Raw genomic sequence first — 15,236 nt, forward strand, 5'->3', positions numbered from 1 at the left:
CTATTCATTTGCCAAATCGTCCATGTTTAAATCTCCATTTCACTTCGCTGATTCCATAACCGATAATAAAACATACTGGAATCCATGTGCTTAGCTGAATCCATGTATCTTTTGCAGTTGTAAAGCTATGGTCGATCCCGAGCAGTATCATTATAGTTACATTACAAATAACTCCTGTAATGAAAGAGTTTTTTAAAAGGAAGGCTGTTTTTGGTCTCATTGCGCTCACTCCATTAGCAATTTATTTGAAAATCGCATTATTTATCGCTTGCCAACCCGTTGTTATAACTCCTCCAAGCGTTCCGAAAGAGGCTCCCGTAATCCCTCCCATAATAACTTCAGGTGGACCAAATTCCGAAAAAGCGATCGCTCCTTCAACAGCACCTGCTTCTGCACCATGTCTTGCATTAGGTATGATATTACTTTTCACATCTTCCATTACTTTCTGCCCAAACGTTTTGCCCCCTGTTAGTAGAAGCTACATGTCCACTACTAAAAACATTTAATCATTTCACAGTACATAAATGGTTCCAGTATACTTCTGCATACATAACAGCTGATCGGCAGTAGGCAAACTTGTTCTACGTACTTTTGGGTGGATGAATAATACTACACACTAACACAAATCATAGAGCACAGCCGTAATTTTGGGGTATATACAAGTAAGACATATCGCTGGGCAAATATCACTTTAAATACAGAAAGGAACATTCCCGTGAAGCGAGCTATGATTATTATTAATCCTTCCTCCGGTAAAGAGCAGGCGCAGCAGTATGTGGACAAAATCGAGCAACTGCTGCGTGATGAAGCCGACTATGATGTGGTAATCAATGAAACTGCCAAAGAACTCGATGCGACCAAATATTGCGCGTCCGCCTGTGCAGATTGTTTTGATCTGGTCATCTCGGTCGGTGGGGACGGTACACTGCACGAGACGATTAACGGGTTGCTCGATCAGGAACATCGTCCGCTGCTCGGTGTTATCCCGCTCGGAACGGTCAATGACTTTGCACGAGCATTACATATTCCGCTCCATACGGACGAAGCGATTCGTACATTGTTATCACCTAAACGGCGTAAAGTAGATATGGCGCGGCTTAATGATCGGCTGTTCGCCAATGTTGTCGCTGCTGGATCGCTTGCCGAATCATTATCTTCGGTCAGCTCGGAAGATAAATCCAAGCTAGGCGCGTTCGCCTATTTTCGCGAAGGGTTCAAAGAGCTACTCGGTGGTGCTGCTTCGCCACTAACGATCGAATATGATGGCAAAACATGGTCTGGTGAATCGCCATTATTTCTCGCCACATTAACGAATTCGGTCGGCGGCTTTGAGCAGATCGCCCCGGATGCTAAAGTCGATGACGGACTGCTGCACGGATTTATTATCCACAATCTCAGTCTGCTCAACTCGCTCGCCGTAGGCACCTCACTGCTGTTCGGTCAGCTCAAAGCGCATCATGATGTCACTTATTTCACCGCACGCCAAATCGTCGTGCGCTCGGATGAACCGGTACGAACGAATGTGGATGGTGAAGAAGGCCCAGCATTGCCGATTGAAATGCATATTTTGCCGGCGTATGTGGAAGTGATCGTGCCGGAGGATACGGAGTAAGGTTGGAGCTGCATGTATGTAAGTTTATCGTCGTAGCCAATCGGCGGATTAGCAAATCGTACTCCGACTGCTGCCAAAATGATAGCACTCCGAATCCGATATGACCACAACGCTAATGATCACTATGTGACGAATCGTCGATTGAATTAAATAGGGCATAAAAATGAAGGGCTTGAACATCACCCTTCATTTTTTGTGCTCGCGCTTGAATACCGTTCCATCTTCGTTTGTCGTGCAAACGTATAACATACACTCGCTATATTGACTATGTTACATATTAATTTTGTCTATTAGAAAAATAGACCTATGAATAAACGGCAAGCTACGTACAATATACGCTCTCTATCCCCTCTATTCCTCATCCTATTTTCTCAAAACACCAAAATACATGCCTGATTTTCGGCGCTTCTCCAACCGTACAGACGATATAATACATATATGAAGTCGATACAGGAAAGGACGTGTACGGATGATTACACTGGATCGCAAACAGGAATATTACGAGGCATTAGTGTCCAAAAATACGGAATATGAAGGTTTATTTTACGTTGGTGTCAAAACGACCGGTATTTTCTGCCGTCCCACATGCCCGGCGCGTAAGCCAAAGTTTGAAAATTGCGACTTTTTCGAGACGGCGCAGCAAGCGCTGCTCGCTTCCTTTCGCCCATGCCAGCGCTGTCGTCCACTGTCCCACCCGAATCATGTGTCTGCCGTCATCCGCACATTGGTGGAAGCGGTCGAACGCAATCCGGAAAAGCGCTGGAAAACGCAAGATTTTCGCGAGCTAGCCATCGACGAATCGACCGCACGACGCCAGTTCAAAAAGCGGTTTGGTATGACATTTGTCGAATACGCACGGGCACGCCGGATGGGCATTGCACTCCAAAATATCCGCTCCGGTCGCAGTGTGATCGATAGCCAATTAGATACAGGCTACGAATCGAGCAGCGGCTTCCGCGATGCGTTTGCACGCATTATGGGCAATGCTCCGACACGGTTGGACGGCGATCATGTGCTCAAAGCGACCTGGCTTGACACACCGCTTGGCCCGATGCTGGCGATCGCTGATGAGCAGTCGCTCGTACTGCTGGAATTCGTCGACCGACGCGGGCTAGAGCGCGAAGTGGAGCGGCTGCGACTACGGGAAAAGGCGGCGATCATTCCGGGGCGCACGGAACCGATCGATGAGATTGAGCGCGAGCTAGAACACTATTTTGCCGGAACATTAACGCAGTTTAACACACCGATTCGTATGATCGGCTCCCCATTTCAGCAAAGTGTATGGCAGCAGCTTATGCAAATTCCGTCCGGCGAAACGCGTTCGTATCAGCAAATCGCCAGCGCACTTGGACGCCCAACCGCTTCCCGCGCGGTCGCACGAGCGAATGGTTCCAACCAGCTCGCCGTCATTATCCCATGCCACCGTGTGATCACATCAGGCGGCGAACTGGGCGGCTATGCAGGTGGGCTGACGCGTAAAGATTGGCTGCTAAAGCATGAATATAAGCAGCGCATGCAGGCAGCGACGGAGCAGGAAAGTAGTTGAATTTGTTGTTTATATAGACGTAAATGAGCGATTTGTCGTTACCGATGCTCTGTTTGAGAAATGGACTTTGACGCATAAACAGTTGCTTCCTGTTGCGCCTTTTTAACCGATCTGTCTACCTTGCCACTAGCCTAATCCGCTTCCTCTGTCTCTGGGCGATAATCGCGCAATTTGCCCTCATACACAATCCGTAGCCGCTCGCTCATCCGCAGATCATTAGGCGTTACCAATGCAGGCAATTTATGCCACAACTTAATACCGGAACGATGCAAAATCTCCGCTACAAATTGCGAGCAAAAATAAGAATTGCTAAACTCCACCGGCTCCTGTAGCGCCACGCCGATCACACCGAGCAAGTTGTAGCCATATTTCGGACTGCTGCGGATAAAAATGTTCAGCACACGCTTCATCTTCTCGACTTCACGCTCCGTTACGTTCAGCTCGTAAATGACACAGGTCGTCTTCGGATATTTGCTGTATGTACCTGTCGCGATATTTTCCTTCACAAAACCGCCGTGCAGCGGGTTGCTCGGATGTTTGCGTCCAAAGCTGTACAGCTCTTGCAGCTCCCGGTCAAATGAAATCGAAGCATGGTTGTACGGTGCCTTCGTATACAATTGGATCATGCGCGTGAATAATGTTCCGGTGTTGGTCAGCAAAATATAAACTGACTTTTCTGCCTGTGCTTCACTCATGCTGCGATTCCCCTCTTATCAAGTTAACGTTATTGCTTCATAATAACATAGGAGTACCTGTCTGCTCAGTCATCATTTGACAGACAATTATGGATGGGAAGATAGGATGGTGAGGCGATATGAGTGCTTCTGTGCTTACGCTTAGTTTAATTTTTGCGGCAATGCTCGTCATTCAAGTCGTATACATAGTGATCGGCAAACTGCAACCGGCAAAAGATTATCGCGTGATTGGCGCGCGCATTAAGACATGGTGGGGGATGTTTGTTATTTTCTGCCTCGCGACATTGTTTAATCCGATCGTGTCGCTGCTATCGCTGATGGTGTTGACCTTTTTTGCGCTTCAAGAATATTATTCGATGATTCGCACCCGCAAAGCCGATCGGCGGCTGTTCTTATGGTCGTATTTGGCGATTCCGCTGCAATTTTACTGGATTTATATCGGCTGGTACGGCATGTTTATCGTGTTTATCCCGATTTATGTGTTTTTGCTGTTGCCGTTGCCACGTTTAATTAACAAAGGAACCGGCGGCTTTTTACGCAGTGTCAGCTCGACCCAATGGGGGCTTATGCTTATGGTGTTCGGGCTTAGCCATTTGGCGTATTTTCCGTTTGCGACGCCGCAATATGGTGGCGGTTTAGTGCTGTTCCTCGTCGTGCTAACCCAACTGAACGATGTGGTGCATTATGTGGCATCGATGTATATCGGCAAACGCCGCATCGTGCCGACTTCGAATCCGCATATTACATGGGAAGGGTTTGCCTGTGCATTTGTGGCAACGACGCTCGCTTCGTATTGGATTCATCCGTATTTGACCCCATTTGGCTGGAAGTTTGCGCTCATTATTGGGGCGTTAACGAGCCTTGCCGGATTTTTTGGCAGTTTAACGTTGTCGGTGCTTAAGCGTGATTTGCTGATCGGTGACAGCGACCGTGCCGAAGCGCTCAAAGAAAGCTATTTAAGTCGAGTCGATAGTTTGACGTATACGGCGCCCGTCTTTTTTCATGTCGTGCGTTATGTATTTGATTTTATGTAAACGTACAGTTTTCGCTTATGTACAGCATCTGCCCTATGATCTTGATCATATGACATACACACCTGATTTTTAAGGGAGACGTAGGACGATGTTCATCATCCGTTGCAACGATCTGCCCATCTTCAATAGCCACCAGCGCCGAGTGACAGGCAATGGTGGCTATTAGTCTATTGTGTTTTATTTATTGTTTATTTATTTCTATTTTGCAAATGCCGCCTGCAACTGATCTGCCATCAGCTCCCATGCTTCCAACGAATTGGCGGCAGTACCGTTATGCGTAAAACCATGCGCTTCACCCGGATAGTCGCGATACAGCACCGGCACACCAGCTGCTTGCAGACGCTGCGCATATTTCTTCGCTTCAGCAGCTAGTGAATCTTTGCCTGCCGTAATGACAAGCGCAGGCGGCAACCCTTGTAACGCTTCATCCGCTGCCCAAACTGGCGAAGCGAGTCGGTCGCGCGCATCGTCCACATGATCGATATACATCGCATTAAATGTACGTGCCATCTCCGCCGGAATCGCTTCGGCAAAATCAGGCTTATCACCCGGATCGGTTGCCAAATCAAGCGGTGGATAGTCCAAAATCTGATACCGGATCGGCAGCTCATCGCCACGCTCACGATTCAAAATACACACCGCCGCCGATAGATTGCCGCCTGCACTATGCCCACCGATCGCCATTCGCTGCGGATCGATCCCTAATTGATCGGCATGTTGGTACACCCATTGCGCAATTTCATAGCACTGATAGACAGGTGCCGGAAATTTATGCTCTGGTGCTAGCACATAATCGACATTCACAACAACACAGCCGGTACGTTCCGCAATTAAAGCGCACCACGGATCGTCCATTTCCGGTGCTCCCATAATAAAGCCACCACCGTGCAAATTAATAAACACAGGCAATGGCACTTCCTGCTCAAGCGGACGATACACATTGGCGCGCGCGTCCACAAGCGAAGTTGGAATCCGAATTTGTTCGCGCTGTGCTGCCGGCAGATGCGGCGGAGCCAGCACCGAGCCATCCACCTGTGCAAAACTCCGCTCTCTAATTTGACGTGCCATTTCGATCTGTTGCTGTTGGTTCATGTGATTCACTCCGTTTCGTCATTTGAAATATGCAAAAATAGCATGAAATACAAACGCCTGCTAACCGGTTAACATGAATAGGCAATAGACAGCATGCTATCTGTAGTTGTTACTACTGAGCTGTACTGACTGTAATGCGGTATGTACAGCATCGATTATGATGCTGTTGTACACGTATATGTTCAGCGCGATAATTGACCGTGCATCGTACTGCTCTGTTTACACAATTATAGTCTGCTATTTGCCTTACTTTTACTATATGCCCATTTTATCGACGATTCAAACTTGCTGCTACAATGAATGCTGCAACGAAGCGAGCCAAGCAAATACATAACTGACCAGACAAATGTTCCCTATTCTAGCGTATACCCCCTTTCATGGCGCGCCATTGGCTTATTTGCCTATAACTATCCGCTATAGCTAACATGCCCACAACGTCATTTCTACCCGCCAAACTTGCATTTGTCTGCAAACAAATGCCATTTCCAGCAAATCCCGTTATAATCAATAGCAATTAGTGTTTGTGGGTTTCAAACACGAGGTGCAATAAAAAAAGGTTTTTGCACAGCAAAAACCATACCTTTAGTGTTTGTGGGTTTCAAACACGAGGTGTAATGAAAAAAGGTTTTTGCACAGCAAAAACCATACCTTTAGTGTTTGTGGGTTTCAAACACGAGGTGTAATAAAGGAGCTGATTTCATATGGATGTATGGACGCTTGTCTCGTTTCTTGGCACGGCTATGTTGCTAACACTTATTCCTGGTCCGGACAATATGTTTGTACTTGCCCAGAGTATCGTACAGGGCAAACGAGCCGGTTTTGCCACCACACTCGGTCTCTGTACCGGGCTAATTGTACATATTACAGCCGCTACGCTCGGCATTTCGGTGCTTATTTATCAATCGGCACTCGCTTTTAATCTGGTCAAATATGCCGGTGCCGCCTATTTGCTCTATTTGGCATGGCGTTCCTTTCGTGTGCAGAGCGGTGCCGCATGGAGCGGAGACCATCGTGTTCCGCACTATACGTTAACAGCATTGTATCGCCGTGGCATTTTGATGAATGTGCTTAATCCGAAAGTATCGCTATTTTTCCTTGCTCTGTTACCACCATTTATCCACCGTGAAGCCGGGCTGGTGCCGGTGCAAATGCTCGTGCTCGGCACGATTTTCCTGTTGCAAGCATTGCTGCTGTTCGGCTTAATTAGCCTGTTTGCCGATCGTGTACGGGGATTGATGCTGCGCAGCCCGCTCATTTCGCACCATATGAACCGGATTCAAGGTGTGATTTTTGCCGTGATTGGATTGAAAGTCGCTTTAAGCAGCCGTTAGTAGATGAAGCACTTCATTCGTACGATGTTGATCTGGGCATAAAATGTTTAATAGCGCGACTGCGGCGATGGCATCTGCAATCGATATACCGTTGCCTTTGTTTGTATTCCAACCTTTTGCTTATGCTCGCTCCTATCTCCAATCTGTTATAGGAAAAAGATATACCTACACCCACTCCCCAATATCATATAAGGTGGTAAACTAATATCCAGGCTTACGCAAGTTCGCTATTGTTACGGGTATGAGCTTCACCTATGAACATGCATAGATATGAACTATCCCCATTTTGCTTCGCCGGCTGCTCCATTTTATCCATGATGCCAAAATGATCCGTCATAATTTACAAATACAAGAAATCATATGCAGACATACCCTGAATGTTCCAACACTCTTTACGACGATCCTATTTATTTTTATTCATAATTCATACATTAATATCCATTTATCCTGAATTTTATAAGAAGTAAAAAAGTCATTATTTTTATTTTCACAAAACCAATTGACATACTTGGTTTTAGCTTCTATATTAAATTCTAATATCGCTGGTCATAACTCATTTAAAGCTTTAATGCAACCATGTACAGGGGGAAAAAGAAAATGAATATTCGTTTGAAATCGACAGCCTTGCTTGCTATCCTGGTGATCTTCGCCGTCGTGCTAAGTGCTTGTGGAAGTGGTAACGCCAATACGACTGCCTCCGGAAGCGCAGAGAAAACATCCGGCAATCCGCTCGCAGGTAAAAATATTGCATTGATTATGCGTCTGAACAACGGTACATTTTCCGCACAATATGTAGACGGGGTTAAAAATCAAGTCGCCAAATACGGCGGTACGGTGACCGTCATTGCCGCAGACAACGATTTGAGCAAAATGGCATCCTCGCTAGATGCAGCCGTAAACCAAGGTCAATTTGACGGTATTTTGATCGACCACGGCGATGCAGGCGCATTGACTGCTGGTGTGCAAAAAGCGGTGCAAGCTGGCATTCCGGTCGTGGCGTTTGACTCTGCACTGGACGGCATCCAAGGCGTAACGAGCCTGGCGCAAAACGATCAAAAAATGGCTGAAATGACGCTGGAGCAGCTTGCCAAAGATGCAGGCGGCAAAGGCAATATCGTAAAAATCTGGGTCGCTGGTTTCCCACCGATGGAATCGCGCCAAATCTCCTATAAAAAGTTCCAGGAAAAATATCCAAACATTAAAGAAATCGCCGCTTTTGGTACAGCGGACAACGCGCAGTTGGATGCCCAAACACAAATGGAAGCGATTTTGAAGCAATACCCGAACAAAGGCGATATTACCGCTGTATGGGCAGCATGGGATGAATTTGCCAAAGGTGCATCGAATGCGATCAAACAAGCCGGACGCGATGAAATCAAAGTGTACGGTATCGATATGAGCGATGAGGACTTGAGCATGATCCAAGACCCGAAAAGCCCGTGGGTCGCTTCCGCAGCCGTTGATCCGACTACAATCGGTCGCGTACAAGTTCGTTATTTGTATCAGAAATTCGCCGGTAACAAAACCGATGACAAAGTCGAGCTGGAACCGGTATACGTCACTCGCGAAGAACTGCCAAAAGACAAAAAAGTAACGACCGCTGACCTGAACCAGTACGTAAAAGGCTGGGGTGACAGCGATCAAGGCAATACCGATCAATTGAAAGAGCTGGAAGCTTCCGTCGCTGCTGGCAAATAAGTAGCGTCAGTCAGACATGATCATTGTACGCACATAGCGGTGAATGAACAGGCTCGCTTTGATGTTTGCTGTACCGCTGTTATATGCCGACAGTGCCGCTATGTCTAACCGCGATCATCTCTATCAACCTATAATAGTACCGATCCACCTGTGCGGTTTATGCCCGTGCAGGTGGATACTTTGCTATTACAAGCAGCAACAGAAAGGAGCATCATCATGAGTAATTCCGCAGCGACAGCCGGTGGCAGCCTCCAGATGACCGGTATGTTCAAATCGTTTGCCAATGTACCCGCGCTGCAGGATGTGGACTTTCAGGTGAACAGCGGTGAGATTCACGCTTTGCTCGGTGCCAATGGCGCAGGCAAAAGTACGCTGATGAAAATATTGTCCGGTGCCTACAGCGCCGACCAGGGCAGCATTACGATTGACGGCAAACCGATCACGATCGATTCACCTGCCGCCGCCAAGCGTGCTGGCATTCAATGTGTATACCAAGAAGTCGATACGTCGCTTATTCCGCAATTGTCGGTAGCCGAAAATATTTTGCTGCATCGTATTACCGCTTCCGGCGGCAGTCCAATCGTAAATTGGAAATCGCTCTATGCTGAAGCGGAACATATGCTCAAACGGCTCGGCTTTGCGATCGATGCACGCAAACAGGTGAGCACGCTAACATTGGCGGAAAAACAGCTCGTGCTAATCGCGCGCGTGATGGCGGAACAAGCGCGGTTTGTCATTTTGGATGAGCCGACCGCACCGCTTAGTATCGAAGAAGCGCAGCGTTTGTTTACGATTATGCAGGAACTGAAAGCGCAAGGCATCGGCGTTATTTTCATTTCGCATCGTTTGCCGGAAATTTTCCGGGTATGTGATCGAATTACGGTGATGCGGGACGGCAAGCGGGTGAGCACATTGCCTACTGCCGACACGAACGCGAATGAAGTCGTACATTCGATGCTAGGGCGTGCGTTTGAAGAAGAATATCCAAAAGTGTTTGTCGATATTGGCGATCCGCTACTGTCTGTACGCCATCTGGCAGCAGGACGACATGTGCAGGATGTGAGCCTTGAAGTGTGCAGCGGCGAAATTGTTGCGATCGTCGGACTTGTCGGCGCTGGCAAAACCGAGCTGTCCAAGCTGCTATTCGGTGCGGATGTGCCGGAGCGCGGTACGATCGAACTCAATGGCAAACGAGTGCGGGCGCGCTCGCCACAGCAAGCGATCAAAGCAGGCATCGTGCTTGTGCCGGAAGAACGGCGTAAGGAAGGCATACTCGTCAAACAATCGGTACTGCACAATCTCAGTCTACCGATGCTGCAAAAGATTACGTCGCTCGGCATCATCTCAGGACGCGCTGAACGCAAACACGGCGATCGCCTGATCGGTGCGCTTGGCATCAAAGCCGCATCGGATCGCCAGCTAACCGGCTATTTAAGCGGCGGCAATCAGCAAAAGGTAGCGATCGGCAAATGGATGGAAACGAACGCTGACATTTACATTTTGGATGAACCGACCAAAGGGGTCGATATTGGAGCCAAACGCGATATTTTTAAGGTGATCGGCGGTTTGGCTCAGCAGGGCAAAGGCATTTTGTATCTGACCTGCGAGTTTGAAGAAGCGCTTGGACTGGCTGATCGCATACTGGTGATGTGTGACGGACGGATTATTAAGTCATTCGCTTATGGCGAAGCTTCGCATCAGGATTTGTTATATTACGCCAGCGCAGGCCGGGAGGAACTTGTATGAAACACCAGTTGGGCCAATTGTCATATCGTTATGGAGCGCTGATCTTTATCGGTCTGGTGCTGATTTTCTTTTCCGTGTATAACACACACTTTTTGACGTACAACAATATTACCGATATTTTGCGCTCGATCTCGATCGTCACCTTTGTCGCGATCGGCATTACCGTTTCGCTCACCGTAGACGGCTTCGATCTGTCCGCAGGTTCGACCGTATCGCTCACGACCGTCGTCGCGGCAGCGATCATGGTCTGGTATCAAATGCCACTCATCGTCGTCATTATCGTACCGCTCATTCTCGGTGCGCTCGTTGGCTTGCTCAATTCCTTATTAATCGTCAAAATTCGGATTCCCGATTTGCTCGCCACACTGGCGGTCATGTACATCATTAGCGGGATTCACCGTACGTACACTAAAGGTTATGCAATCTACAACAATATGCAATTTCAGGATGGCACCAAAGCGCCAGGCGTCATGCTCGATTCATTTCTATGGATCGGTCAAGGCAGGTTGCTGGGCATTCCGTTTCCAGTCATTTTAATGATTTTGGCGGTCATTGGGATGCATCTATTTTTCAAATATACACGCGGCGGTCGCCAAATGATTATGACTGGTAGCAATGAAGAAGCGGCACGCTTATCCGGCTTACGCGTCAACCGTATCCGTACGCTCGCTTATGTCACATCTGGCATTTTCGCGGCGATCGGCGGCATTCTGTTCGCCGCCCGCGTCGGCTCCGGACAAGTCGATGCCGGTTCCTCGATGCAAATGGACGCACTGGCAGCCGTATTTGTCGGTTATTCCGTCTTCGGCGCAGGTCGCCCTAACGTCATCGGCACCTTTTTCGGCGCTGTACTGATGGGCATTCTCGTTAACGGCATGACGATGCTCAACGTACAATATTACGCTACCGATATCGTCAAAGGCGTTGTACTCGTATTGGCACTTGCGGTTACGTTTGTGCACCGTGCTCGACAAAAGGTGTAAGTTTAACTGCGCTTCAAGTTACGAATCGGCGCTTAAGGCAACATTATTGATGTGCAATGTATGCAGTACATTTCACTGCGGCAAGGAGATAAAGGGAGGACGACTTTTGGTCGCTTAACCGAGCATAATTTTAATTTTGAAACGGGCGCACCATTTTATTTATAACGGCTTCAGCATACAATCAAAATTGAAAGTTAACTTGGTTGGCGTACACAAAATAGGAGGGATGGTCGATTATGAGCATAGCTGCCCAAGGAACGTATGAGCCGTTAAACGAACAGACAGCGATTGCGCTTGCCGTCAAACTGCATCTGTTTGCTGGCGATACAGAGCTAAGTTGTCGTGAGATTGGAGACGGCAATCTGAATCTCGTTTTTCATATTACGGAGTCCGCAACCGGACGCGGCATCATTATTAAGCAGGCACTGCCTTATGTGCGTGTGATCGGAGAAAGCTGGCCGCTGACGCTGGAACGGGCGCGGATGGAAAGTGAAGCGCTGCAAATTTTTGCCCGCTATGCACCGGATTATGTGCCGGTCGTGCATCATACGGATGAGCAGTATGCGATTACGGTAATGGAAGACTTGTCCAGATTGAAAATTGTGCGCACTGGCTTTGCTGAAGGGGCAATCTATCCGCTGCTATCCACACATATCGGTGCATATTTGGCGCGTACGCTGTACGGCACTTCGGATTTTGCGCTCGGTGCGGATGCGCGGCGCGAGCTGGCATTGCAATTCCATAACCCAGAACTGTGCAAAATTACCGAAAATTTCGTATTCACCTATCCGCTAATCAACGATGAGAGCAATGCGGTGGAACCCGGTCTAAGCGAGCTTGCCAAGCAGCTTTGGCAAGACAATGCACTGCTGCTGGAAGGCGCCAAGCTCAAACAGCATTTTATGACTTCTGCCGAAGCATTGCTGCATGGCGATTTGCATACCGGCAGTATTTTTGCGAGCGATGACGAAACAAAGGTGATCGATCCAGAGTTTGCCTTTTACGGACCAATCGGCTATGATATCGGGCTGTTTATCGCCAATACGCTGCTGTCAGCATTCGCTCGTCAAGACGATACACGCAGTGCGTTGCTGCGCCATGTGACGACCGTATGGGATGTGTTCCAAGCTCAGTATACCGAGCTGTGGCAGCAGGATAATCAGGAATATTTTGCCCATGTGCCGGGCTATTTGGATTATCAGTTACAACATATTTTGGAAGATACAGTCGGCTATGCTGGCAGCGAAATGATGCGGCGTGTGATCGGACTGGCGCATGCCAAAGATATCGAAGCGATTGAGGATGATGCTAAACGCCTGCATATTAAATCGAGTGCAGCACGCCTGGCACGCGACTTCATCGTTAACCGCAGCCGTTATCGCAATGCCGAGCAGATTGTGCAAGCATTGCAGCAAGCGGATCAAGGTGCGGAAATTCATGTTCATGCGTAGGAAGACAGGCTTGCAATAAATAGATGTGATCAGAACTAGTAGCTTGTCTCAAATTTATTCAGGGATTGCGTTCGTCTGAATGCTGCACGGTTCAAGCAGAGTTCAGATGGACGAAACCTTACATCTTCTTGAGACAAGTCACTAGTAGCTTGTCTCAAATAAATTTACGGTTTGTCGATCTAACCATTGCTTGGTACTGAATCGATTGAAGTACGTTCAAACACAATTTTCACTTGAGACAGCCTACTACACTTGTGAAAGAACGATAACTAACGAGCATGTAACGGGAACGATCATCATTACATGTAGAAAAAGAGAGCACGCAGACGATGCGGCTCTCTTTTCTTTTCTGCATATTCCATGACGATGAAATCTGTCTATTCATACGCTGTACACGCTCACGTATACGCTCAACCTTAGCGGCGTTGCTCAAATTGTATCCGATCACAGCCCGCACCGGTTGCTCCTGCATCCCTTTCTTTAACACGATATTAGCGTTATCGCTCACTCATCCATTTTGCGACAACGTAATCGTCGTATGGTCATCCAGCAATGCCTGGTTGTTCTCGATCACTTGATCGCCTGCTTTTAAACCGCTCGTAATGAGCGTTTGGTAACCGCTAATCGTGCCAAGCGTGACTTGTTTGCGTACAGCTTTGCCATTTACAGCAACATACACGTAAGCATCGTTACCGTCTTTGACGACCGCTTTGGTTGGGATGATCAGACCAGTTTTGGCATCATTGCCGATAAAGCTTACATTGGCGAGCATACCCGGTTTTAGTTTGCCGTCTTTGTTGGAAACAGCGATTTCCACCGGATAGCCATTGCCATCGGTCGATTGTGGATCGATCCGTGTTACTTGCCCGGTTGCCAGCACATCGGAGGCGGAGACGTTAATCTGTACCGCATTTCCTGTTTGCACATGATCGATTTCACTAGCTGGTACATAAATAATAATATGCACGGTATCCAAATCGGTAATGACGAGTGAAGCTGCGCCTGTCGGTGTCATTTCGCCGACTTCGATATTTTTGGTGACGACGATACCGTTTAGCGGTGATTTGACGACCGCATTGTTCAGTTGATCACGGGCGATATTGACGCTAAGCTGTGCTTGTGTCAACTTTTGCTGACTTGCTGCGATGCCAGCCGTGCTCTGTGCTACTGCCACTTGACGCTGGGCATTGCTATAGCCGTCGCTAGCGTTTGCATAGCCGCTAGTGGCGTTGCTGTACGCTTCGCGTGCTGTAGTGAGGCTTTTATTGGCTGTAGTTACCGCATTTTGAGCAGCTTGCAGTTGATCTTCTGCATTTGCTTTGGCATTGACTGCATTATTGTATGCTGCCTGTGCACTGCTGACGGCAGCTTGCGCCTGTTCCAGTGCAGCCTGTGTAGCCAAACCGTTGCTTAGCAGCGACTGTGTACGTGTTAATGTAGATTGCGCGGTTTTGAGCGCCTCTGCCGTTTGTTTGATCACATTGTTAGCGGTCGATACACCAATCTGTGCTTGTTTTAGTGCCGTATTCGTCTGGTTGACAGCGGATTGCGCCTGATTGATTCCATTTTGTGCCTGTGTAATTGCACTTTTGGCGGAGATTACACCGCTTTTCGAACCGACGACACCGGAATTGGCGGCGACGATGCCTGATTCACGCGAAGCTTGTGCCGTTTGTACACCGGCAGCGGCGGCATCGACGTTCGATTGTGCGATTTTCAAATTATTTTGCAAATCGTCATCTTCCAATTTGAACAATACTTGACCTGGTTTCACCTGTGTGCCGACATCGACGGAGACGGCGGCGATTTTGCCCATCATTTTCGGTACGATATTGACCGTTGCGGACGGATTGACCGTACCGGTATATACTTCGCCTTGACCGATCCGTCCTTGCTGGGCGGAAGCGACCTTGACGGTCACATTCATATTGGATGCAGCTTCATTCGCATTAGAGCAACCTGCCAGCAGCACCGTGCTTAATACGAGTGCAGCGGCAGTCATTTCCCATTTTGTTGTTCTCATAGCTCGTTTCCCTTTCGTTCTGTAA

The 15,236-nt window shown here is 48.1% G+C and carries 13 protein-coding genes; 8 read left to right on the forward strand and 5 right to left on the reverse strand.

The genetic code is table 11. From position 1 onward, the window contains the following. Positions 1–4: 4 nt before the first annotated feature. Both U1I11_RS15600 and U1I11_RS15605 read right to left on the reverse strand, forming a co-directional pair. Positions 5–220 (reverse strand): hypothetical protein, encoded by a 216-nt coding sequence (locus tag U1I11_RS15600; RefSeq protein WP_322907069.1) that lies wholly within the window; start codon positions 218–220, stop codon positions 5–7. A 21-nt stretch (positions 221–241) separates the two neighbouring features. Then, positions 242–439 carry a hypothetical protein gene (locus U1I11_RS15605; RefSeq protein WP_322907070.1) on the reverse strand — a complete coding sequence of 66 codons (198 nt, stop codon included), beginning with the start codon at positions 437–439 and terminating at the stop codon, positions 242–244. 276 nt (positions 440–715) lie between these two features. On the opposite strand from U1I11_RS15605, the gene U1I11_RS15610 reads away from it, so the two are divergent. Both U1I11_RS15610 and U1I11_RS15615 read left to right on the forward strand, forming a co-directional pair. Beyond that, positions 716–1,612, forward strand: coding sequence for a diacylglycerol/lipid kinase family protein (locus U1I11_RS15610; RefSeq protein WP_322907071.1), 897 nt, complete (start codon positions 716–718; stop codon positions 1,610–1,612). Between the two features lie 469 nt (positions 1,613–2,081). Then, positions 2,082–3,158, forward strand: coding sequence for a bifunctional transcriptional activator/DNA repair enzyme AdaA (locus U1I11_RS15615; protein ID WP_322907072.1), 1,077 nt, complete (start codon positions 2,082–2,084; stop codon positions 3,156–3,158). Between the two features lie 131 nt (positions 3,159–3,289). Here the strand turns inward: U1I11_RS15615 and U1I11_RS15620 are convergent, their stop codons facing one another. Next, positions 3,290–3,853, reverse strand: a complete 564-nt coding sequence (locus tag U1I11_RS15620; RefSeq protein ID WP_322907073.1) for a hypothetical protein — start codon at positions 3,851–3,853, stop codon at positions 3,290–3,292. 119 nt (positions 3,854–3,972) lie between these two features. Between U1I11_RS15620 and U1I11_RS15625 the strand changes: the two genes are divergently transcribed. Further along, positions 3,973–4,887, forward strand: a complete 915-nt coding sequence (locus U1I11_RS15625; protein ID WP_322907074.1) for a phosphatidate cytidylyltransferase — start codon at positions 3,973–3,975, stop codon at positions 4,885–4,887. 198 nt (positions 4,888–5,085) lie between these two features. On the opposite strand, the gene U1I11_RS15630 is transcribed toward U1I11_RS15625, so the two are convergent. Beyond that, entirely contained in the window at positions 5,086–5,979 is an 894-nt protein-coding gene (locus U1I11_RS15630; protein ID WP_322907075.1) for an alpha/beta hydrolase, read from the reverse strand. A gap of 701 nt (positions 5,980–6,680) precedes the next feature. On the opposite strand from U1I11_RS15630, the gene U1I11_RS15635 reads away from it, so the two are divergent. From U1I11_RS15635 to mtnK, 5 genes are all read left to right on the forward strand, one after another. Then, a complete protein-coding gene (locus U1I11_RS15635; RefSeq protein WP_322907076.1) occupies positions 6,681–7,310 on the forward strand; it encodes a LysE family translocator in 630 nt (209 codons plus the stop codon). 597 nt (positions 7,311–7,907) lie between these two features. Next, positions 7,908–9,008: a sugar ABC transporter substrate-binding protein gene (locus U1I11_RS15640; protein WP_322907077.1), complete on the forward strand. Its 1,101-nt coding sequence runs from the start codon at positions 7,908–7,910 to the stop codon at positions 9,006–9,008. 216 nt (positions 9,009–9,224) lie between these two features. Further along, on the forward strand, positions 9,225–10,754 hold the full coding sequence (locus tag U1I11_RS15645; RefSeq protein WP_322907078.1) for a sugar ABC transporter ATP-binding protein: 1,530 nt from the start codon (positions 9,225–9,227) through the stop codon (positions 10,752–10,754). After that, complete coding sequence (locus U1I11_RS15650) at positions 10,751–11,737, forward strand: ABC transporter permease (RefSeq protein ID WP_322907079.1); 987 nt, start codon at positions 10,751–10,753, stop codon at positions 11,735–11,737. The genes U1I11_RS15645 and U1I11_RS15650 overlap by 4 nt, the downstream gene beginning before the upstream one ends. A 236-nt stretch (positions 11,738–11,973) precedes the next feature. Beyond that, positions 11,974–13,188: an S-methyl-5-thioribose kinase gene (mtnK, locus tag U1I11_RS15655; protein WP_322907080.1), complete on the forward strand. Its 1,215-nt coding sequence runs from the start codon at positions 11,974–11,976 to the stop codon at positions 13,186–13,188. Positions 13,189–13,696: 508 nt separating this feature from the next. Here the strand turns inward: mtnK and U1I11_RS15660 are convergent. Then, complete coding sequence (locus U1I11_RS15660; RefSeq protein ID WP_322907081.1) at positions 13,697–15,211, reverse strand: efflux RND transporter periplasmic adaptor subunit; 1,515 nt, start codon at positions 15,209–15,211, stop codon at positions 13,697–13,699. Positions 15,212–15,236 lie beyond the last annotated feature (25 nt).

This window comes from Paenibacillus campi (assembly GCF_034659835.1).
In the GTDB taxonomy this organism is placed as follows: Bacteria; Bacillota; Bacilli; order Paenibacillales; family Paenibacillaceae; genus Saccharibacillus; species Saccharibacillus campi.

Coding starts and splice junctions, on each gene's coding strand:
- U1I11_RS15600 (WP_322907069.1), bottom strand. CDS start 220: ATGAGACCAAAAACAGCCTTCCTTTTAAAAAACTCTTTCATTACAGGA.
- U1I11_RS15605 (WP_322907070.1), bottom strand. CDS start 439: ATGGAAGATGTGAAAAGTAATATCATACCTAATGCAAGACATGGTGCA.
- U1I11_RS15615 (WP_322907072.1), top strand. CDS start 2,082: ATGATTACACTGGATCGCAAACAGGAATATTACGAGGCATTAGTGTCC.
- U1I11_RS15620 (WP_322907073.1), bottom strand. CDS start 3,853: ATGAGTGAAGCACAGGCAGAAAAGTCAGTTTATATTTTGCTGACCAAC.
- U1I11_RS15625 (WP_322907074.1), top strand. CDS start 3,973: ATGAGTGCTTCTGTGCTTACGCTTAGTTTAATTTTTGCGGCAATGCTC.
- U1I11_RS15630 (WP_322907075.1), bottom strand. CDS start 5,979: ATGAACCAACAGCAACAGATCGAAATGGCACGTCAAATTAGAGAGCGG.
- U1I11_RS15635 (WP_322907076.1), top strand. CDS start 6,681: ATGGATGTATGGACGCTTGTCTCGTTTCTTGGCACGGCTATGTTGCTA.
- U1I11_RS15640 (WP_322907077.1), top strand. CDS start 7,908: ATGAATATTCGTTTGAAATCGACAGCCTTGCTTGCTATCCTGGTGATC.
- U1I11_RS15645 (WP_322907078.1), top strand. CDS start 9,225: ATGAGTAATTCCGCAGCGACAGCCGGTGGCAGCCTCCAGATGACCGGT.
- U1I11_RS15650 (WP_322907079.1), top strand. CDS start 10,751: ATGAAACACCAGTTGGGCCAATTGTCATATCGTTATGGAGCGCTGATC.
- mtnK (WP_322907080.1), top strand. CDS start 11,974: ATGAGCATAGCTGCCCAAGGAACGTATGAGCCGTTAAACGAACAGACA.
- U1I11_RS15660 (WP_322907081.1), bottom strand. CDS start 15,211: ATGAGAACAACAAAATGGGAAATGACTGCCGCTGCACTCGTATTAAGC.